Here is an 18,550-nt window from a genome sequence, read left to right on the forward strand (position 1 = left end):
CCAATAGAGTTATGGAGTAAATATGTGATTTCTCAAAAAATAATATACATTCATAACAACCCTGTAAATCAAGGATTGGTTTTTAGACCAGAAGATTATCCATACAGCAGTGCTGTTGATTATAGTGGTGAGAAATTTTAATTATCGAGCTCCGACAACTTTAGGAATTCGCTTAGCCTTTCTTGCTCTTGGAGATTTTCATTTGAAAGAAATATTGTAATTTAGAAAGTTTAAAGGCGAGAGTTGTCTCCTTTAAATGAGGTTTCTATTTTTGTTTGTAAATTATAAAGCAGAACACCATGAATGATGATAAACCAAGAGTGACTGGAGTCGGTGGAATTTTCTTTAAATCCAGCAATCCAGAAGAAATGAAAGAATGGTATAAAACCAATTTAGGACTTGATACAGATCCTTGGGGAACGAATTTCGAATGGTTTCAAGGAGCAGATTCTTCGAAAAAAGGATTTACGCAATGGAGTCCGTCGAAAGAGGATACCAATTTTTTTGAGCCTTCGAAAAAGGATTTTATGATCAACTATAGAGTTGTTCATATCGAAAAATTAGTAGTTCAATTAAAAGCCAATGGTGTAAAAATTTTGGATGAGATTGAATCTTATGATTATGGAAAATTTGTTCATATCTTAGACCAAGAAGGAAATAAAATACAGCTTTGGGAGCCCAATGATGTAGAATACGAAAAAATAGTTCAAGGAAGAACTAATTAACTATTAAAGCACTTAATTATGAAAGTTTTGAAGAAAATACTTATTGTTCTAGCTGTAATTGTTGCTATTCCATTGATTGTAGCACTTTTTGTTAAGAAAGAATACACGGTTAAAGAATCTATTGTTATTGATAAATCTAAATCATCAGTTTTTGACTATATTAAAAACCTGAAGAACCAAGATAACTATAGTAAATGGGCAACGATGGATCCTAATATGGTGAAAACATATAGCGGAACGGATGCTACAGTTGGTTTTGTTTCCGCTTGGGAAAGTGATCATGAAAGTGTTGGTGCGGGTGAACAAGAAATAATAAATATTGTTGAAGGCGAAAGAATCGATTATGAACTTCGTTTTTTTAGACCCTTTGAATCTACCCAAGATACGTATATGAGCACAGAAACCGTTGAGGAAAACAAAACGAGAGTGACTTGGGGTTTTTCTGGAAAAATGAATTACCCAATGAATTTAACTTTGTTATTCATGGATTTTGAAGAGTTAATCGGAGACGATTTTCAAGTAGGATTGAACAAATTAAAAACAATAATAGAAAAAGAAGAAGATATGAAAGTGGAAGATATGAAAGACGATAACATGAAATTAGGAGCGTTTTCAATTAGTTTGGCAGTAAATGACATTCATAAATCAAAGGCGTTTTATGAAAAACTGGGATTCTCATATAAAGGAGGAAATATAGATCAGAATTGGGTTGTCTTGAAAAATGGTGACGCAGTAATTGGTCTGTTCCAAGGAATGTTTGAGGAGAACATTATAACCTTCAATCCTGGTTGGGACAGTGATGCACAAAATATCGAAGAATTTGATGATGTACGTGTGATTCAAGAACATTTAGAAAGTTTAGGAATAAACTTAACGTCAAAAGCAGATTTGAAATCAAGTGGTCCAGCGCATATCACTTTAACTGACCCAGATGGAAATAGTATTCTAATAGACCAACACAGATAAATCTTATAATTATGGCAACAATCAACACATATATAAACTTCGATGGTAATTGATAAAAAGCATTTACTTTTTATCAATCTATTTTTGGAGGCGACTTTATTAGTTTTAATCGTTTTAATGAAATGCCTGAAAGTGATGATTATAAAGTTCCTGATACCGACAAAGACAAAATAATGCATGTCAGTCTACCGATTGGTAATACAGTATTAATGGGTAGTGATGTAGGCGGCGATTGGTCGTCTAAAATGGTTCAAGGAAATAATTTTTCTATTTCAATTGCTCCTGAAACGAAGGAAGAAGCAGATAAAATTTTTAATTCTCTGTCTGAAGGAGCTAAAATAACTACACCGCTTCACAGTACATTTTGGGGGTCGTATTTTGGAATGTTGACCGACAAATTTGGTATAAACTGGATGGTTAATTTTACTGAATAATATTTATGGCGAAAAATAAAACACAAGAAACAAATGCGAATGTCAACGATTTTATAGAGTCGTTTGCCAATACAGAACAGAAAAAGCTAGACAGTTTTGAACTCATAAAAATTATGAAGGCTGCTACTGGATTTGAACCTAAAATGTGGGGACCTTCCATCATTGGATTTGGCTCATATCATTATAAATACAAAAGTGGTCATGAAGGCGATGCTCCACTTGTTGGGTTTTCTCCAAGAAAAGCAGAAATTTCGCTTTATGTTTTCACAGGAACGGAAGAACATGAGTATCTTTTAGAAAACCTGGGGAAGTTTAGAAAAGGAAAAGCATGTATTTATATTAAAAAACTGGCGGATATCAATGTTGATGAATTGAATAATGTGATGGCAGAAACCATTAAGTTTTTGGATTCAAGGTATGAAGTTGAGAAGTGATTTTTAACTCTCAAGCTGCCGCGAGATTTAGCGCAGCTTCTCGTGGCCTTGAAATTATTCCCCCGCTCGTGCGAGATTTCATCTCGTTCGCGGGGTATTGTTTCCAATAATGACCTCAAGCCGTCCCCAAACTGCCGCGAGATCCGACAGCTGTACGGATTAGCGCAGCTTCTCGTGGCCTTGGGTCTCCAAACATATGCCTTAGTCTAAAGACATTACAAAAAACATCCGCCTGGTCTTAGATTTACAAAATTTCCTTTAAAAATGAAGGTACTTCCGCATTAGGGATAGAAGCGGCATCCTTTTTATTACTTCTGGTTGAACTTTGTCAAATTCAGCAATCTTTCTCAGAGTAATAAAAAGATATAGCGAATAGCCCGACCCTTTTATTTATTGTAGTTTATGATGAGAAATAAAAGGGGAATGCCCAAAAAAAAAACACAAGCTGCAGTGGATTAGCGTAGCTGTCTCGTGGCCTTAGGTACCTTAAAATCAACTACTCATTAATCTCCTAATTTCCGTTAACAATTAATAATTAACGGCTAATAATTTATTCTTCCCTAACAACTTCTTATCTTTGCAAAAAACAAATTGAATGAAAGTTTATAACAACATATTAGAAACCATTGGAAATACACCATTGGTGAAGATTAATAAAATGACCAAAGACATCGAAGCTACTGTTTTAGCTAAGGTAGAGACTACAAACCCAGGAAACTCTGTGAAGGATAGAATGGCGGTAAAAATGGTCGAAGAAGCGGAAAAACAAGGTTTAATTAAACCAGGTGGAACAATCATTGAAGGAACTTCTGGTAATACTGGAATGGGATTGGCCTTGGTTGCAACGATTAAGGGTTATAAATTAATTTGTGTTTTAAGCGATAAGCAAAGTAAGGAAAAAATGGATATCCTTCGTGCTGTTGGAGCAGAAGTTGTTGTTTGTCCTACGAATGTTGAGCCGGAAGATCCACGTTCTTATTACTCTGTTTCTAAAAGATTGGCTGAAGAAACTCCAAATTCTTGGTATGTTAACCAATATGATAATTTGGCTAACCGTGAAGCACATTACGAAACTACAGGACCTGAAATTTGGGAACAAACTGATGGAAAAATCACACACTTCGTAGTAGGAGTGGGTACAGGAGGAACAATTTCTGGTGTTGGAAAATACTTGAAAGAAAAGAATCCAGATATTAAAATCTTAGGAATTGATACTTACGGTTCTGTTTTCAAAAAATACCACGAAACTGGAATTTTCGATGAAAACGAAATTTATCCATACATCACTGAAGGAATTGGAGAAGATATTCTTCCTAAAAACGTTGATTTTGATGTTATTGATCACTTCGAGAAAGTAACAGATAAAGATGCTGCAATTTACACTCGTAAAATTGCTTTGGATGAAGGTATATTTGTTGGAAACTCTGCTGGTTCAGCTATGAAAGGTATTCTTCAGATGAAGGATATGTTTAAAAAAGACGATGTTGTTGTGGTATTGTTCCATGACCACGGAAGTCGTTATGTTGGGAAAATGTTCAACAATGATTGGATGAGAGACAGAGGTTTCTTGGAAGAAGCTCACAAATCTGCTAGTGATTTACTAGAAAATCATAAAGATCAACCATTAGTAACGGTGGGTGTTGAAGAATTGGTATCTCATGCTGTTGCGAAAATGAGACAATTTAAAATTTCTCAAATTCCGGTAACTAAAGATGGAGAATTCGTTGGTTTAATTGACGAAACCGCTTTAATCAATCATATTGTTGATAACGAAAAAGTGAAAGATGAGCCAATTGGAAGCATCATGGGACCTAAACTTCCTATCGTGAAACCAAGTGCTTCGATCAAAGAATTATCGAAATTAATCAATAAAGATGTGCCAGCTGTTCTTGTAGATCTTGGAGATAACAAATATCATATTGTTACAAGACATGACGTAATTAGTGCTATGGCCTAATTTTTAATTGTGATTGATCAATTAGGAAATAATATAATTTTAGAAAAGGAACCAGTGAGAATTGTCTCGTTGGTTCCTTCTCAAACCGAACTACTTTTTGACCTCGGATTAGGCGATAGAGTATTGGGGATTACCAAATTTTGCATTCATCCCAATGAATGGTTTCGTTCCAAAGAAAGAATCGGTGGAACAAAAGATGTCAATATTGATAAGGTCGCTCAACTGAAACCTGATTTGATTATTGGCAATAAAGAAGAAAACACCAAAGAAGATATTGAAGCGCTGCGTAAAATTGCTCCTGTTTATATGAGCGATATTTATGATTTAAAAGACAGCCTTGAAATGATTTCTCAAGTTGCTGAAATTTGTAAGCTGAAAGAGAAAGGTGTGGAAATCATTAATCAAATCAAAACGAACTTCAAAACCATAATTCCATTTAAGAATCAACCTAAAGTTGCCTATTTTATTTGGAAAGATCCTTTTATGGGTGTGGGTTCCAATACATTTATTGATGCCGTTTTAAGTGATCATTTAGGAATGAATAACGTTTTGGGAAATCAAGAACGTTATCCTGAATTAGATTTAAACAACTTACCTGAATTAGATTTTGTGTTTTTAAGCACGGAACCTTATCCTTTTAAAGAAAAGCATTTCGCTGAAATTCAAAAGTATTTTCCAAACGCTAAGATTATGCTGGTGGATGGAGAATATTTCACTTGGTATGGTTCAAGATTGATTAATGCTCCGAAATATTTGAAAGGATTGATGGAGGGGATGATTGACAATTGATGAATCTAACTGTGGTTTAAATAAATAACATTGTCTAATAATTGTTTAAGCTATGCTTCTTTAGAGTTATTAAAAAGAAAAGGCTTATCTGAATACTATTGTCAGAATAGCAATTCTTGAATCTATTGAAGTAAGTGGTTGAAACCACTTTTGGACTACTTTCAATTTCAATTAGTCGGGATTCATCCCGCACCAATTGTATTTATACAAGAATTGAAGCTTTTAAATTTCGAATAATAGAATCTTGAAATTGGAAATCCGATTTACACACTTAAAAACGATTTTAAATTCATCAAAACTCAATTGATGTCGCCCCGATAACTTTCGGATTCATCCCACATTCAATAGAATTAGTGTATTCCACCTCCAGCCTTTTCAACGGCTTATAATTCAGGTTTTATGGGAGAATTAAAATTTAAATGCCTCAATATGAAATCCAAAACAACTAAATTTTAGGAAATCTGCCATTTTTTGGACGCGCCTTATATTTTTTTAAAGTTGGAGCCAACTAAAAGTCGCTAATAATGGAGGAAGCTCCAAAGCTTGCGTGGAGATCACCGACATTATCGACTTTTAGAAGTGGAGTCAATAAAAAATATCAAGAGCTAGAGTTTTTTGCTTTACTTTTTTTGTCAATGAAAAAAAGTAAAAAAGCCAATTTGATTTTGTAGAATGCCTTCTCCGTGCAATTCTGCCAGTAAAACTATAACAAGAGCATAACTAACTTCGCCATTTCAACAGATATATACTTACCTTCTTTCATTTTAATTTCTCCTTTAATTTTCATTAGCTCTCCTTCCTGTTCTGAGTGAATATTAAAATGTTCAATGTCTTCTAAAAACGTTTTCGGATATTTTACTTGCGGTAACATTTTGATAAATCCTGCGAAGAAGTTATTTCCTTGGATATTTAAAATCGCTTCAGGATTTCCTTTTAAAGCAAATTGCGGCGTTTTATTTAAACGTTCAAAAGTTAGATTATTTACGCCAATATATATCTCACTGGAAGAAAGTTGTTTGTAATTAAATTGAAGTTCTCCAATGTTAAAGTGTTGATTTTTAAAATCGATAGCAGTGCTATAACGGCTGTTAAGATGAAATAATAGAGAATCAATATTAACTTTTTCATTAAATTTTACGATCCAATCCAAAGCCGGAATTGGTAACGTCGAACTACCTACTTTTTGAATTGTTATTCCTTGAATGGCTAATTGCTGCGATAAAATAGTTGGGATTTTTAATCCAATTTCATTCATAAGTGGTTGAAGAAATTCGAATGAGTACAAATTTAATTTCCCTGTTTGAATTTCAAAATAACTAGAATCTAATGCTTTGAATTGATGCATTTCTATTGCTTTATTGAAATGACCTACTGTTCCTGACCCTTCAATTTTTAAGATATCGCCAATCGTATTTATTCCAACATCATACTTCGTTTCACCTTTGTGGTGACTAATTTGTATCATGTTTTTTGGGTCACTGGTATGATTCGATTTTCCTTCAGCATGAACTATTTTTTCGGCAAGTTTTTGATAATAAATTTTATTTGCTTGGTTGGCATCTTTGTCTAAAAGGAGTAGAACTCCATATTGGGGATTGCTTGCCTTTATTAAATTTTCAAAATCAAATTGATATCTCTTAAAATCTGCTTCATCACTTAGGTTAAATAATACTCCTTTTGCTGTAGTCGAGTTCCATTCGTCATAAAATGCAATAACTTCTGAACTTAAATCTATACCAAGTTTACTCGCTTCACCTTTTTCTTTAGGCATAAAGAGTTCCGCTGTTGAGTTATCAATTTCAGCATTAAATAATAAGTCTTTTAGGAACACTTTAATTATTTCTCGAGTATTCAATTGAATAACAAATTCTACTTCATTTGGTATTTTACTTGTGTTGGATTGTCCTTGTTTAGAATTCGAAAAATTTATAAACCCAATTATAATCCATAGTCCAACTAAAAATAGTAGAACGACAGCAAAACCGATTACACGCTTATATTTTTGCACTAGCTTAAAGCTTTTAGTTTTTAAAAATTATCTTTGCATCGAATAAATGTTGCAGTAAAATTAATTAAAACTGTCACTTATTTAGAGTGTACTTAATGTTAATAATGTTTCAATTAGGATTTATGGGAAAACTAGCATGGTGGGTATTGAAATTAATGGGTTGGGATATTAAAGACAGTCCAGAAGGAGTTGACAAAGCAGTTATTGTTATGGGGCCACATACCAGCAATTGGGATTTTATTATAGGAAAGTTAGCTTTTACGCATTACGGAGTAAAAGGTCGATACCTAATTAAAAGTGAGTTGTTTTTTCCTCCATTAGGATGGTTTTTAAAAGCAATAGGAGGAATTCCTATTCACCGTGGAAAGAACAATAAATTCACAGATCAAGCCGTAAAACATTTTAATAATAACGATTCGATGTATATGGTTTTTACCCCAGAGGGAACTAGAAGCTATAATCCGAACTGGAAAAAAGGATTTTATTATATCGCTTTAAGAGCAAAAGTTCCGATTTATATTGGTTACATGGATTACCCAACAAAAACCGGTGGATTTCTTGAATTGTTCACTCCAACTGGAAATGTTGAAAAGGATATCGCTTTCATCAAAAAACAGCTCAGTCAATTTAAAGGTAAATATCCTGAGAATGGTATTCGTCCAGTAGAAGATGAGTAGAGTTTTCCTCAAATTTCATTTATGAATTTTTCCTGTGCATGGTACGGCGGATTAGCAAACTTAAAGAAGCGTTGTGATGATCAAAAAGCGTAATCGTTTACAACCGTATGTTATTATTTCTGATTGTGAATTCAAAATCATCTCTCAGTGACATTCTAATGAGTATCCCAGCAACAATCCGAAAAGAGGGCTTTCTGGAATTCAATACCAAAAAAAAACGGAATCAAGTAAATGATTCCGTTTTTAACATATTTAAGAAAAGAGATTAGTCTTTTTTCTCTGTTTTTCCTTTACTACAACAAGCTTTTTTACCTTCTTTGCTTGCGCAAGATTTAGCTTCTGTTTTTCCTTCAGTTTTAGCTTCAGACTTCTTGTCTTTACAACAATCTTTCTTGCAATCTTTTTCACAATCTTTCTTCTCCGTTTTTACTGGTTCTCCAGCAGTCGCTGTAGAAGTATATCCGATTGCTCCGAAAAAAAATCCCATGGTTAAAATCATTAATCCTTTTTTCATTTTTATAGTTTTTGTTCTTACCAAAAATAGACTAATTATTTTAATTCCCCAATTTTCGTAATTCTCCCTTTTACAACATCTCCGATTTTTACATCAATCTTTGTGTCAAGAGGTAGCAATAAATCAATTCTAGATCCGAATTTAATGAAACCAAACTCCTCAGCAGCTTTAACTTTATCTCCTGGTTCAACATAATAACAAATTCTTCTTGCTACTGCACCTGCGATTTGTCTAAAAAGTACTTCTTTACCACTCTCATGTTCAATTACAAAAGTTGTTCTCTCGTTATCAGTTGAACTTTTCGGGTGCCAGGCAACTAGGAACAATCCTTTGTGATATTTAGCCCATTTCACGATACCAGAAATAGGATTAAAGTTAGCATGTACATTTAAGGGTGACATGAAAATTGAAATTTGAATTCTTCTATCATTGAAGTATTCTGCTTCTTCAACCTCTTCAATTACAACTACTTTTCCATCTGCTGGGCAAATAATTTCATTGGTTTTTTCTATGTAAGTGATTTTTGGAACTCTAAAGAATTGTATAATCAAATAGGCCATTACGATTACTCCTAATGTTAGTAATGCATAAAGCCACCATAGATCAACTAAGGTCCATAAGTAATAGTTTAATCCTTGAATGGCAATCAATATAGCTAAACCAATTGTAATAATGAGATATCCCTCTCTGTGTAATTTCATCTGATAATTTTTATTTTAATGGGTGTAAATTTAATGTATTAATCGATTAAAACACATTTCATTAACAAGGTTTTGTAAGGTAGAGTTATTTTGTGAACCTACGCGTAAGATGATAAGGGATAAATAATTTACTTATCCCAGTGTTCTCAATAGTAAGTAGAAAAAAGGTGTGGCATAAATCACCGCGTCAAATCGGTCTAAAATTCCTCCATGTCCGGGTAAAATTGTACCGGAATCTTTTACATTGACAATTCTTTTGAACTTTGATTCTACTAAATCTCCCAAAACGCTCGTTGGTGATATTACAATAGCTGAAATGATCCAAAATGTCATGTCTCCATCCATGAAATAGGCATATACCCCACCTGCAATTAAGGTAAATATGAATCCACCAATTGTTCCTTCCCAAGTTTTGTTAGGAGATATACGTTCGAACAGTTTATGTTTTCCAAATGTTCTTCCTGATAAATAAGCGAAGGTATCATTGGTCCAAACCAAAATGAAAAGTCCAATTATATAAGTCCATTGTGGTTCGTTAACAACTTCGAAATTGAAGATAGAGAACATTAAATAGAATGGAAACATAACATAAATCCATGGGAAAAATGTAACTGTTAAATCGAGCAAGGGATTCTTTTGCTGACTAAAAATAACAAATAAGAAGGGTAAAAATACAATTGGAATGAGCACCAATTCGATTGAAAAATTGATATGTCCTAATTGATTTAATGTAAGTAAGATGTAGAGTAGAAGAGCACCCAAGATACCACTTAGGGCTTTTGGTTTCACTATTTGGGATTGTTCGAAGAATCTATAGAACTCAAATACACCGATACACATAAAAAATCCAAGTACGGTGGCAGCGGCATAGGTTCCTACAATAAAAGAGCTGATGATAATCACCACAAACAAAGCTCCCCAAACGGCACGTGTAATAATGTTATTCATAGGTTTTTTCTATGATGTATTTAGCTCGAATAACATCATTTTGGTTTACGTAAAGTTCAATTTGACCAAAATTGTTATAAGAAGTGTCCATCTTATTAATTAAAATAACATGGACACCTTCCTCTTCGAGTTTAAGTTTCATAATATTAGCCATGTGCACTTGAGAAGTGCGATAGACTATTTTGTTTTTCTCAAATTCAGTTTCTTGGGGAAGGATTCTCTGAATCCACATTTTTATCCTCTTCCACATCATTATTTGAGTTCGTTTCTTTAGTCTCAGTATTAACAGAGCCATTTGTTGAAGAAGTCTTTACATCATCTTCGATTACTTGAGCATCATCTGCAGATACTTCAGCATGTTCTCCAGCGATTTTAACTTTTTCAACATCAGAAAGACTATCCCAAGGACGTTCTCCAAATATAGCAATTAAATCTTCCTTAAATATAACCTCTTTTTCAAGTAATTTATTGGCTAATAAATCTAATTTATCTCTATTGTCTGATAATATTTGTTTGGCTCTAGCATACTGATCTTCGATCAATTTACTCACCTCTTGATCAATAATTCGACTTGTTTCTTCAGAATATGGCTTCGTAAATTGATTTTGACCTTGAGAGTCATAGTAAGAAATATTCCCAACTACTTTATTCAATCCGTAAATTGAAACCATTGCATATGCCTGTTTTGTTACTTTTTCTAAGTCACTTAATGCTCCAGTAGAAATCTTTCCAAATGTAATTTCTTCAGCTGCACGTCCTCCTAGAGCCGCACACATTTCATCTAACAGTTGTTCTGTGGTTGTGATACTTCTTTCTTCTGGTAAGTACCAAGCAGCACCTAGTGATTGACCACGTGGTACGATAGTAACTTTAACTAATGGGTGAGCGTGTTCAGCTAACCATGATACAGCTGCGTGACCTGCCTCGTGGAATGCAATTGAACGTTTTTCACTTTTAGTGATAATTTTATTTTTCTTCTCTAAACCACCAACTATTCTATCAACAGCGTCTAAGAAATCTTGTTTCTCAACCGCTTTTTTGTCCTTACGCGCTGCAATCAATGCGGCTTCGTTACATAAGTTTGCAATATCTGCACCTGAGAATCCTGGTGTTTGTTTAGCCAAAAAGTCAACATCCATTTCTTTTTCGGTCTTAATTGGCTTCAAGTGAACTTTAAAAATGGCTCTTCTTTCATTGATGTCCGGCATGTCAACATAAATTTGACGGTCAAAACGACCTGCACGCATCAAGGCTTTATCCAATACATCAGCACGATTGGTTGCTGCAAGAATAATCACACCTGAGTTAGTTCCAAATCCATCCATTTCAGTTAAGAGTTGGTTCAGTGTGTTTTCACGTTCGTCATTAGAACCCATATTGTTGTTCTTACCACGCGCTCTACCGATTGCATCAATCTCATCAATAAAAATAATTGAAGGAGACTTTTCTTTAGCTTGTTTAAATAAATCTCTAACACGAGAAGCTCCAACACCAACGAACATTTCAACAAAGTCAGATCCTGACAATGAGAAGAAAGGTACATCAGCTTCACCGGCAACGGCTTTCGCTAATAATGTTTTACCTGTTCCTGGAGGTCCTACCAAAATGGCTCCTTTTGGAATTTTCGCTCCTAATTCGGTATATTTTGATGGGTTCTTTAGGAAGTTTACGATTTCTTCGACTTCTTCTTTGGCTCCTTCTAAACCAGCAACATCTTTAAATGTTACGTCTGTTCCTTTTCCTTTTTCAAAAACTTTAGCTTTCGATTTTCCAATGTTAAATATTTGACCTCCGGCACCACCAGCACCACCGCCAGACATTCTTTTCATGATGAACATCCAAATTGCAATGATAATTATGATAGGCAGTAAAAAGCTAAATATTTGTCCGACATAATTGTGTTCCTCATCAACGCGATAAGAAATTACATCAAATCCCTCTGCTTTTCTTTGATCATTTATAGTCTCAAACTCCTTAATAAAGGCCTCAGTTGAGGCAATATCGAATGAAAATTGTGGAGATGCAGAACCCAGGGTTTGTCCTGAGTTGTTCATTGCACGTTTCATTACTTCAAAATCTGAACCTGAAAAATCACCTTGCTGAACAGCGGTAATTCCTGAGTTATTGATTTTAAAATCAACTCTACCAACATTTCGCCAAAGTATTGTGTTTTCCACGTATCCTTCCTCCATCAGAGTTAAGAATGTTTGCTTCGATTGTAATTCTTTGGTAGTAGAAGAACCCATGAATAATTGGATACCAATAATTGCTATTCCAATTGCAGCATAAATCCAGTAAATCGAATAAGGGTTCTTTTTGGTCGGCTTATTCTTGTTTTGGTTTTCTTTATTTTCTTTCGCCATTTCTTGTATTTATAGATTTGCGATCTGACGTTTTTTTCCGTCGGCCCATAAATCTTCTAATTCATAATAATCTCTTACGTCTTTGTGAAATACGTGGGCAACAACATTTACGTAATCTAATAATACCCATTGGGCACTATTTTTACCTTCTTGATGCCAAGGTTTTTCTTTAAGTGTTTTTCTAGTAGATCGAACTACGGCGTTTGCTATACCGTCTACTTGCGTGGTTGATTCACCGCTTGCAATCACAAAAAAATCTGTTACTGCACTTTCAACTTCTCTTAAATCTATAACAACAATATCTTCTGCCTTGTTGTCTTGCATTCCCTCTACGATTACTTCACAAAGTTTTTCTGCGCTTATTTCTTTTACTATTTTTATCATTCTATAATACTTGCGTGCAAAGCTAATTAAATTTTAATTTTGCGCCCTTACTTTTAAACTGTTTCATGAACAAACTAAACGTATTTGTTGGTAAAAAAATTGTCTTCCTAGAACGCATCGATAGTACTAACAACTATACTGCCAAGGTGTTTAAATCAGGGGCAATTGATTCTGGTGCGGTAATTCTGACAGACATTCAAACAAATGGCAGAGGACAACGCGGAAAAGAGTGGCATTCTGACGCGTTTTCAAACTTAACAGCGAGCATTGCTGGGGATTTAAATTTATGGAAAATTAACAATATGATTTCCTTAAATCACATAACAGCATTGTCTCTTCAAGCATTTTTGCTAAAACATACAGATAATGTTAAAATTAAATGGCCAAATGATATCATGATCAATGATAAAAAAGCAGTTGGAATTTTAATTGAATCTCATTTAAATTCAACCCAAAGAAAATCGATAATTGGTTTCGGAGTGAATGTTAATCAGCAAAAGTTTGATGCTCCAAGGGCAACTTCTTTGCATTTGGAAACAGGGTTTAATTACAATCCTAAAGAATTAATTTTTGAAGTCATTGATGCGTTTAATCATTTCTTAAATCTTTATCACGAAAAAGGTGAAAATTGGATACATGAACAGTATAATAAACAACTTTGGAAATTAAATGAAAATCATACATTCACAATTAGCGGAACTATGAAAATGGGTGAAATCTCACATTCTACGATCACGGGCGAGCTCATTGTTCAATTTGAAGGTGAAAACCAATCTTTTATGAATGGACAAATATCTTATTGAATTGATAGTCAATTAAGAATTATAAACTACGTATTTCAACGAGCCACCAAGAGTTTTCAAATCAGGATCTCGTCAAACTAATTATCTATTATCTATTATCAATTGTCCATTATCAATTATTCGCAAGCTATCTCTTGCTGTAACTAAATCATATTTCAAAATTTCGTTATATGATTCTAAATAAAAATATTTCTCCTCCATTTTTAAGATCTTATTTTCTAATGTAGTTGTAATATTTAGGAGGTAAATGTTCCAGATTATCATTCCGAGGATTAAGGCTCCCATTGAAGCGATTATAAAATTTAAGTTTATTTTCATTGTTCTATGATTGGAAATATTCTATTTAATTTTTGAATAATGTAATTTTTAGAATTCGTATCAATGAATTTACTCTGTCATTGAATGTAAATTTCAATTTCTAATTAATTTATTCTTTCACTTTCATGAAAGAAGTTAAAATTACTAATATTGTTCCGGATTTTAGAAGTTCTGATTTAATAAAACTGGATAAGCAATGAAGGAAGTAATACAAGTTGTTGAGGAAAAGGTTAAAAAGAAATTTGAAAATGAAGGTACTGGTCATGATTGGTTTCATATTGATAGGGTAAGAAGAATTGCCTTAGCTATTCAAAAGAAAGATGGTGGTGACCGCGATGTCATAGAACTAGCTGCATTGCTCCATGATATTTCTGATCATAAATTTAATGGTGGAGATTTTAACGAAGGGGCAAGAGCCACAAATCAAATTATAGAAAGTTTAAATGTAAATTCCAAAATTAGAAATGAAGTTGCTTTAATTGTTAAAAATGTTTCTTATAAGGGTAGTGGAGAGGAAGATTTAATGCCTAGTCTTGAAGGTAGGATTGTTCAGGATGCAGATAGAATAGACGCTATTGGAGCAATTGGAATTGCGAGAACTTTCGCTTATGGAGGTTCTATAGGTCAGCCTATTTATGATCCAAGCGTTCCACCAAAATTAAATCAAACGACAGAAAGTTATATAAATGAAAGAACGCATACAATAAATCATTTTTATGAAAAGCTGCTTCTTTTAGAAGATAGAATGCATACAGACGCTGGAAAAAAAATAGCTGCAGAACGCAGTCAATTTATGAAAGACTTTTTAGATCAGTTTTACAGAGAATGGGGAGAGTAATAGTTTTTTTATTTTGCAAATCTCAATCAATCTTGAAATCAAATGAAGTTGGAAATATTTGATCAAAAAAAATACGCTCCATCGTTGGAGCGTATTTTTAAAGTTTATAATTGTTAAAGCTTATAAAACTTTAAAGGTAACCCTTCTATTTTTAGCAGCTTTCAATGTTTCATCATCACTTTCGGTAATGTACTCAGAATCTCTAGCATCCTTGGCGTCTTCAATTATAACACGCTCTCTATCGATTTCTCTTTCTCCTAAAAGTTTCTGAATATATTCAACTCTTCGCATAGAAACAACTTTGTCTGTTTCGCTAGCTGCTTCTTCAGAATCAGAGTGACCCGTAATTTGAATTTTTAAACTTGGATTTTCTTTCATTAATTCTGCAAGTTTATCCAAGGTTTTTTCTCCATCGACTTTAACATCATATCTCCCACCAGCATAATAAATGTTGAATTGAGATACTTTTCCGCTTAAAGACATGTCTTTAGTAATTTCTGGTGAACGCTGGTATATTGTTGAAGATACCTTTTGTGCTTCATCACCATAATCACAATCACATCTTTCGTTAGGACCTAATAACTGTACAGATATGTCATCGATGTAGTAATAAGCTGCAATAACTTGCTTTCCAGAAAAATCTCTAGGCTTTCTAGCTCTGTCGTTTTTCACTTCAGCGTCTTCAGCAAAATTACCAATTGTAATGTATTTTTCTCTTCCAGTTGCTACATATTCTCCACATACTAAATCCCAACCATACATTCCATCAAACATTGCTCTATCTGGATGTTCAACATGTGTTTCTGCTATAATAGCTGGAACTTTATCTTCAGTACCAACTCCTTTTTTTGAAAGATGAGCTCCTAATCTATTTGAAGAATATTTTGATAGCTCTCCCAATGAAGCGTAAAACTGAACTTTATATCTCATTCCTTTTTTCAAAGATGTTGATAATTGAGATGTCAAGTAGGTTCTGTTTTCTTTTTCTCTATAAGAATATGCAATTATTCCTGCGTAGTTTATTCCATCCTTTGGTTCCTCTTTTCCATAGATGTTTTCTGGTGTTAACACTTCAGGCATGCCCGCTTCAGCAGAAAATAAATCTGCTCTGTTTCCAGTTGCGGATTGCCAACCTTCTGCTCTAGAAATATCTCCAATTCTACGGATCTTTCTGCTCTGTGCATCTTCAAAACTAGGATTGACAACTAAATTGTCTGATTCCTGTGCTACTACTGAAAGTGTTAGCATTGCTAAAGGCAGTGTGTAAAACCAACCTCTAAATTTTCTAGTGTTTAATTTCATAATTTTTTACAGTTTTAATGAACGTTTTTACTTTTTCAGGATCAATATCAGGATAAACTCCATGACCCAAATTTACAATATGTCTTTTACTTTTGAAACTATCTAACATATTATTAGTGAGTTGCTCTATTTGGCTATGCGTTGAATACAATGCACAAGGATCTAAATTTCCTTGAAGCGTTTTATCTTCACCTACCATTGCTCGAATTTCAGAAACTTCCATATTCCAATCCATTCCTAATGTGTTGCAATTTGATTGAGCTAAACTAGGCATTGCTTGGTAGGCTCCTTTCGCAAATATTGTGACAGGAACTTCATTAATGGCATCTGCAATTTTATTAATGTATTTTAATCCAAATTCTTTGTATTGTGAATTACCTAAAATACCAGCCCATGAATCAAATACCTGAACTAAGTTGGCACCTGCTTTAATTTGCATTTTCAAATAGCGAATAGTAACTTCTGTTATTCTTCCAAGCAACTCATGTGCCAAAGCCGGGTTTTGATAAATCATTTTTCTAGACTCTGAGAAGGTTTTAGATCCCCCGCCATCTATCATGTAACAAAAAATGGTCCAGGGAGCTCCTGCAAAACCAATTAATGGAACGCGTCCATTTAATTCTTTGGTGGTGATTTCGATGGCTTCTTTTACGTAACCTAATCGATCTTCAACATTGAAGTCTGTTTCAGCATGTTTAATGAGGTCAGCTTCTGTTTTAATGGTTTTTTCAAATCGAGGACCAACTTTCTCAATTAATTGATATTCCAATCCCATTGCTTCAGGGATTACTAGAATGTCTGAAAAGATTATTGCGGCATCTACACCAAGATGGTCAACTGGTTGAATAGTTACCTCTGCCGCTAAAGCAGGTGTTTCAACTAATTCTTTAAATCCACTTAAAGAATTTCGAACGGCTCTATATTCAGGAAGAATTCTTCCTGCTTGACGCATTAGCCAGACTGGATATCTTTCGATATTTTCGCCACGTGCCGCTCTTAAGAGTAAGTCATTTTTAAAATCCATAGAAGCAAAGATAAGCATTCGTTATGGATATTGATTGAAGTAAGGCTATAAAAAGTTGATGTAAAACAAAAAAGGGAGCCTAATAATTAGACTCCCTTAATTATAATGTTTTTACGATTATAGTCCTGCTACGAAATGAGCTAAACCAGATTTAAGGTTTGCTGCTTTTTTCTTATGAATAACATTTTTCTTAGCTAACTTATCCAACAAGCTTGAGATATTTGGTAACATCTTTTCTGCTTCTGCTTTATCTGTTGTTGCACGTAAAACACGAATAGCATTACGCGTTGTTTTGTGCTGATACTTGTTGCGAAGTGTTTTCGCTTTGTCTGATCTTATTCTTTTAAGTGCTGACTTGTGATTCGCCATAATTTATCGTTGTTATAATTTTTATAAAGTAGCCCATAGGAGAATCGAACTCCTGTTTTCAGGATGAAAACCTGATGTCCTAACCACTAGACGAATGGGCCATAATTTCAATTGTGATTCTGTATTGTAAAAATTATTCTCGTTAGAATAATCTTAGTAGCCCATAGGAGAATCGAACTCCTGTTTTCAGGATGAAAACCTGATGTCCTAACCACTAGACGAATGGGCCGTTATTTGTTTTAAATTTCGGAGTGCAAATATATATGCATTTTATTTTAAAACAAAACTTTTTTAAATAAAAATTCAATTATTTTTATCCAATTCTGATTCGAACTTGAAACCCAGTCTTTTACCAGTTTTTAATTCTTGTGCGTTTGATGCCGATTTTATTTGTTGAACGCTCACATTACTTACTCTTTGGTAGGGAGGTGTGTGCAAATCAAATTCTGCAGCGTGTTTAACAGCTACTTCGAAAATGGTCTTCATGGTTTCAATGTCGAAAATATTTACTCTTAAATTCCTGAAATAATAAGAAAGTTCTCCTTTTCCTTCAATCATAAAATGCCCATCTTTATTAATGAAGATCCTTCCTATTAAATAACCAGCATCCTTCATTCTTTTTTGCAAAAATGATTCAGCTAAAAAGTTGTAAATATTAATGACGCCAAAGTAGCCTAATTGCTTGTCTTCTTCAATATATGAGTTTTTCCAAATAGAATTGTTGTCGGGAAAAGTAAAAACATTTGTATGCATGTTAAATACCAATACATCGCTTCCGACATATGCATGTGTTTCAAAATCTCCGTTGTAATCAAATTTGAGCCTAACGCGGTCATCCTGAATTTTTTCTCTGAATGATTCTATTTCCTGCTCAACTATACTTCTGAATTTTTTGTAACAAGCTAAAGTAGTATTATAAACCTCTTGTTTCAATAAAGATCTTTCCTTTAGCAATTCTACAATTTCTTTCTTTTCAATTTCCATATTTAGGTAAAT

General features: G+C 33.8%; 20 protein-coding genes, 2 tRNA genes and 1 pseudogene. 9 read left to right on the plus strand and 14 right to left on the minus strand.

Going from position 1 to position 18,550, the window contains the following annotated elements; all coding sequences use genetic code 11:
- Positions 1–299 precede the first annotated feature (299 nt).
- The 6 genes and pseudogenes from C6368_RS08410 (at position 300) to C6368_RS08440 (ending at position 5,305) form a co-directional block, all read left to right on the plus strand.
- The gene (locus C6368_RS08410; protein ID WP_107038759.1) at positions 300–725 is read left to right on the plus strand and encodes a VOC family protein; all 426 of its coding nucleotides are present in this window, start codon (positions 300–302) and stop codon (positions 723–725) included.
- Between the two features lie 18 nt (positions 726–743).
- Entirely contained in the window at positions 744–1,691 is a 948-nt protein-coding gene (locus tag C6368_RS17590; protein ID WP_317045976.1) for an SRPBCC family protein, read from the plus strand.
- Positions 1,692–1,759: 68 nt separating this feature from the next.
- Positions 1,760–2,125, plus strand: a pseudogene (locus C6368_RS08425) (VOC family protein); the annotation flags it as partial.
- Between the two features lie 5 nt (positions 2,126–2,130).
- Positions 2,131–2,559 (plus strand): DUF1801 domain-containing protein, encoded by a 429-nt coding sequence (locus C6368_RS08430; RefSeq protein WP_107038760.1) that lies wholly within the window; start codon positions 2,131–2,133, stop codon positions 2,557–2,559.
- A gap of 595 nt (positions 2,560–3,154) precedes the next feature.
- Entirely contained in the window at positions 3,155–4,516 is a 1,362-nt protein-coding gene (locus tag C6368_RS08435; protein ID WP_107038761.1) for a pyridoxal-phosphate dependent enzyme, read from the plus strand.
- Positions 4,517–4,525: 9 nt separating this feature from the next.
- Entirely contained in the window at positions 4,526–5,305 is a 780-nt protein-coding gene (locus C6368_RS08440) for an ABC transporter substrate-binding protein (RefSeq protein WP_107038762.1), read from the plus strand.
- 703 nt (positions 5,306–6,008) lie between these two features.
- Here the strand turns inward: C6368_RS08440 and C6368_RS08445 are convergent.
- Entirely contained in the window at positions 6,009–7,313 is a 1,305-nt protein-coding gene (locus C6368_RS08445) for a hypothetical protein (RefSeq protein ID WP_107038763.1), read from the minus strand.
- A 122-nt stretch (positions 7,314–7,435) separates the two neighbouring features.
- Between C6368_RS08445 and C6368_RS08450 the strand changes: the two genes are divergently transcribed.
- The gene (locus C6368_RS08450) at positions 7,436–7,990 is read left to right on the plus strand and encodes a 1-acyl-sn-glycerol-3-phosphate acyltransferase (RefSeq protein ID WP_159038518.1); all 555 of its coding nucleotides are present in this window, start codon (positions 7,436–7,438) and stop codon (positions 7,988–7,990) included.
- A 265-nt stretch (positions 7,991–8,255) separates the two neighbouring features.
- Here the strand turns inward: C6368_RS08450 and C6368_RS08455 are convergent, their stop codons facing one another.
- The 6 genes from C6368_RS08455 to rsfS form a co-directional block, all read right to left on the minus strand.
- Positions 8,256–8,504, minus strand: coding sequence for a hypothetical protein (locus tag C6368_RS08455; protein WP_107038765.1), 249 nt, complete (start codon positions 8,502–8,504; stop codon positions 8,256–8,258).
- Between the two features lie 35 nt (positions 8,505–8,539).
- Positions 8,540–9,205 carry a phosphatidylserine decarboxylase family protein gene (locus C6368_RS08460; protein WP_107038766.1) on the minus strand — a complete coding sequence of 222 codons (666 nt, stop codon included), beginning with the start codon at positions 9,203–9,205 and terminating at the stop codon, positions 8,540–8,542.
- Between the two features lie 132 nt (positions 9,206–9,337).
- A complete protein-coding gene (locus C6368_RS08465; protein WP_107038767.1) occupies positions 9,338–10,153 on the minus strand; it encodes a phosphatidate cytidylyltransferase in 816 nt (271 codons plus the stop codon).
- Complete coding sequence (locus C6368_RS17630; protein WP_234369114.1) at positions 10,146–10,295, minus strand: hypothetical protein; 150 nt, start codon at positions 10,293–10,295, stop codon at positions 10,146–10,148. Before C6368_RS17630 ends, C6368_RS08465 begins: the two co-directional genes overlap by 8 nt.
- A gap of 55 nt (positions 10,296–10,350) precedes the next feature.
- Positions 10,351–12,516, minus strand: coding sequence for an ATP-dependent zinc metalloprotease FtsH (ftsH, locus tag C6368_RS08475; RefSeq protein ID WP_107038769.1), 2,166 nt, complete (start codon positions 12,514–12,516; stop codon positions 10,351–10,353).
- A 9-nt stretch (positions 12,517–12,525) separates the two neighbouring features.
- Entirely contained in the window at positions 12,526–12,900 is a 375-nt protein-coding gene (gene rsfS, locus C6368_RS08480) for a ribosome silencing factor (protein WP_107038770.1), read from the minus strand.
- Positions 12,901–12,965: 65 nt separating this feature from the next.
- On the opposite strand from rsfS, the gene C6368_RS08485 reads away from it, so the two are divergent.
- A complete protein-coding gene (locus tag C6368_RS08485) occupies positions 12,966–13,703 on the plus strand; it encodes a biotin--[acetyl-CoA-carboxylase] ligase (RefSeq protein ID WP_107038771.1) in 738 nt (245 codons plus the stop codon).
- Between the two features lie 81 nt (positions 13,704–13,784).
- Here C6368_RS08485 and C6368_RS08490 read toward each other — a convergent pair whose 3' ends face one another.
- Positions 13,785–13,988 (minus strand): hypothetical protein, encoded by a 204-nt coding sequence (locus C6368_RS08490; RefSeq protein WP_107038772.1) that lies wholly within the window; start codon positions 13,986–13,988, stop codon positions 13,785–13,787.
- 229 nt (positions 13,989–14,217) lie between these two features.
- On the opposite strand from C6368_RS08490, the gene C6368_RS08495 reads away from it, so the two are divergent.
- A complete protein-coding gene (locus tag C6368_RS08495) occupies positions 14,218–14,859 on the plus strand; it encodes an HD domain-containing protein (RefSeq protein WP_107038773.1) in 642 nt (213 codons plus the stop codon).
- 120 nt (positions 14,860–14,979) lie between these two features.
- Here C6368_RS08495 and C6368_RS08500 read toward each other — a convergent pair whose 3' ends face one another.
- The 6 genes from C6368_RS08500 to C6368_RS08525 form a co-directional block, all read right to left on the minus strand.
- Entirely contained in the window at positions 14,980–16,161 is a 1,182-nt protein-coding gene (locus C6368_RS08500; protein ID WP_107038774.1) for an OmpA family protein, read from the minus strand.
- Positions 16,145–17,203: a uroporphyrinogen decarboxylase gene (gene hemE / locus C6368_RS08505; protein ID WP_234369115.1), complete on the minus strand. Its 1,059-nt coding sequence runs from the start codon at positions 17,201–17,203 to the stop codon at positions 16,145–16,147. The genes C6368_RS08500 and hemE overlap by 17 nt, the downstream gene beginning before the upstream one ends.
- A gap of 99 nt (positions 17,204–17,302) precedes the next feature.
- A complete protein-coding gene (rpsT, locus tag C6368_RS08510) occupies positions 17,303–17,554 on the minus strand; it encodes a 30S ribosomal protein S20 (RefSeq protein ID WP_107038776.1) in 252 nt (83 codons plus the stop codon).
- A 29-nt stretch (positions 17,555–17,583) separates the two neighbouring features.
- Positions 17,584–17,655 (minus strand) — tRNA-Glu (locus tag C6368_RS08515).
- 56 nt (positions 17,656–17,711) lie between these two features.
- Positions 17,712–17,783, minus strand: a tRNA-Glu gene (locus C6368_RS08520).
- 74 nt (positions 17,784–17,857) lie between these two features.
- Positions 17,858–18,538, minus strand: a complete 681-nt coding sequence (locus tag C6368_RS08525) for a hypothetical protein (RefSeq protein WP_107038777.1) — start codon at positions 18,536–18,538, stop codon at positions 17,858–17,860.
- Between the last annotated feature and the right edge of the window lie 12 nt (positions 18,539–18,550).

The sequence above is a fragment of the Brumimicrobium mesophilum genome, assembly GCF_003025005.1.
Taxonomy (GTDB): domain Bacteria; phylum Bacteroidota; class Bacteroidia; order Flavobacteriales_D; family Crocinitomicaceae; genus Brumimicrobium; species Brumimicrobium mesophilum.

Bases quoted from the DNA above. Each gene is read 5' to 3' on its own strand.
- ftsH (WP_107038769.1), bottom strand. From the start codon at position 12,516: ATGGCGAAAGAAAATAAAGAAAACCAAAACAAGAATAAGCCGACCAAA.
- hemE (WP_234369115.1), bottom strand. From the start codon at position 17,203: ATGCTTATCTTTGCTTCTATGGATTTTAAAAATGACTTACTCTTAAGA.
- C6368_RS17590 (WP_317045976.1), top strand. From the start codon at position 744: ATGAAAGTTTTGAAGAAAATACTTATTGTTCTAGCTGTAATTGTTGCT.
- rsfS (WP_107038770.1), bottom strand. From the start codon at position 12,900: ATGATAAAAATAGTAAAAGAAATAAGCGCAGAAAAACTTTGTGAAGTA.
- C6368_RS08455 (WP_107038765.1), bottom strand. From the start codon at position 8,504: ATGAAAAAAGGATTAATGATTTTAACCATGGGATTTTTTTTCGGAGCA.
- C6368_RS08410 (WP_107038759.1), top strand. From the start codon at position 300: ATGAATGATGATAAACCAAGAGTGACTGGAGTCGGTGGAATTTTCTTT.
- C6368_RS08465 (WP_107038767.1), bottom strand. From the start codon at position 10,153: ATGAATAACATTATTACACGTGCCGTTTGGGGAGCTTTGTTTGTGGTG.
- rpsT (WP_107038776.1), bottom strand. From the start codon at position 17,554: ATGGCGAATCACAAGTCAGCACTTAAAAGAATAAGATCAGACAAAGCG.
- C6368_RS08490 (WP_107038772.1), bottom strand. From the start codon at position 13,988: ATGGGAGCCTTAATCCTCGGAATGATAATCTGGAACATTTACCTCCTA.
- C6368_RS08495 (WP_107038773.1), top strand. From the start codon at position 14,218: ATGAAGGAAGTAATACAAGTTGTTGAGGAAAAGGTTAAAAAGAAATTT.
- C6368_RS17630 (WP_234369114.1), bottom strand. From the start codon at position 10,295: ATGAAACTTAAACTCGAAGAGGAAGGTGTCCATGTTATTTTAATTAAT.
- C6368_RS08460 (WP_107038766.1), bottom strand. From the start codon at position 9,205: ATGAAATTACACAGAGAGGGATATCTCATTATTACAATTGGTTTAGCT.
- C6368_RS08430 (WP_107038760.1), top strand. From the start codon at position 2,131: ATGGCGAAAAATAAAACACAAGAAACAAATGCGAATGTCAACGATTTT.
- C6368_RS08485 (WP_107038771.1), top strand. From the start codon at position 12,966: ATGAACAAACTAAACGTATTTGTTGGTAAAAAAATTGTCTTCCTAGAA.
- C6368_RS08525 (WP_107038777.1), bottom strand. From the start codon at position 18,538: ATGGAAATTGAAAAGAAAGAAATTGTAGAATTGCTAAAGGAAAGATCT.
- C6368_RS08435 (WP_107038761.1), top strand. From the start codon at position 3,155: ATGAAAGTTTATAACAACATATTAGAAACCATTGGAAATACACCATTG.
- C6368_RS08450 (WP_159038518.1), top strand. From the start codon at position 7,436: ATGGGAAAACTAGCATGGTGGGTATTGAAATTAATGGGTTGGGATATT.
- C6368_RS08500 (WP_107038774.1), bottom strand. From the start codon at position 16,161: ATGAAATTAAACACTAGAAAATTTAGAGGTTGGTTTTACACACTGCCT.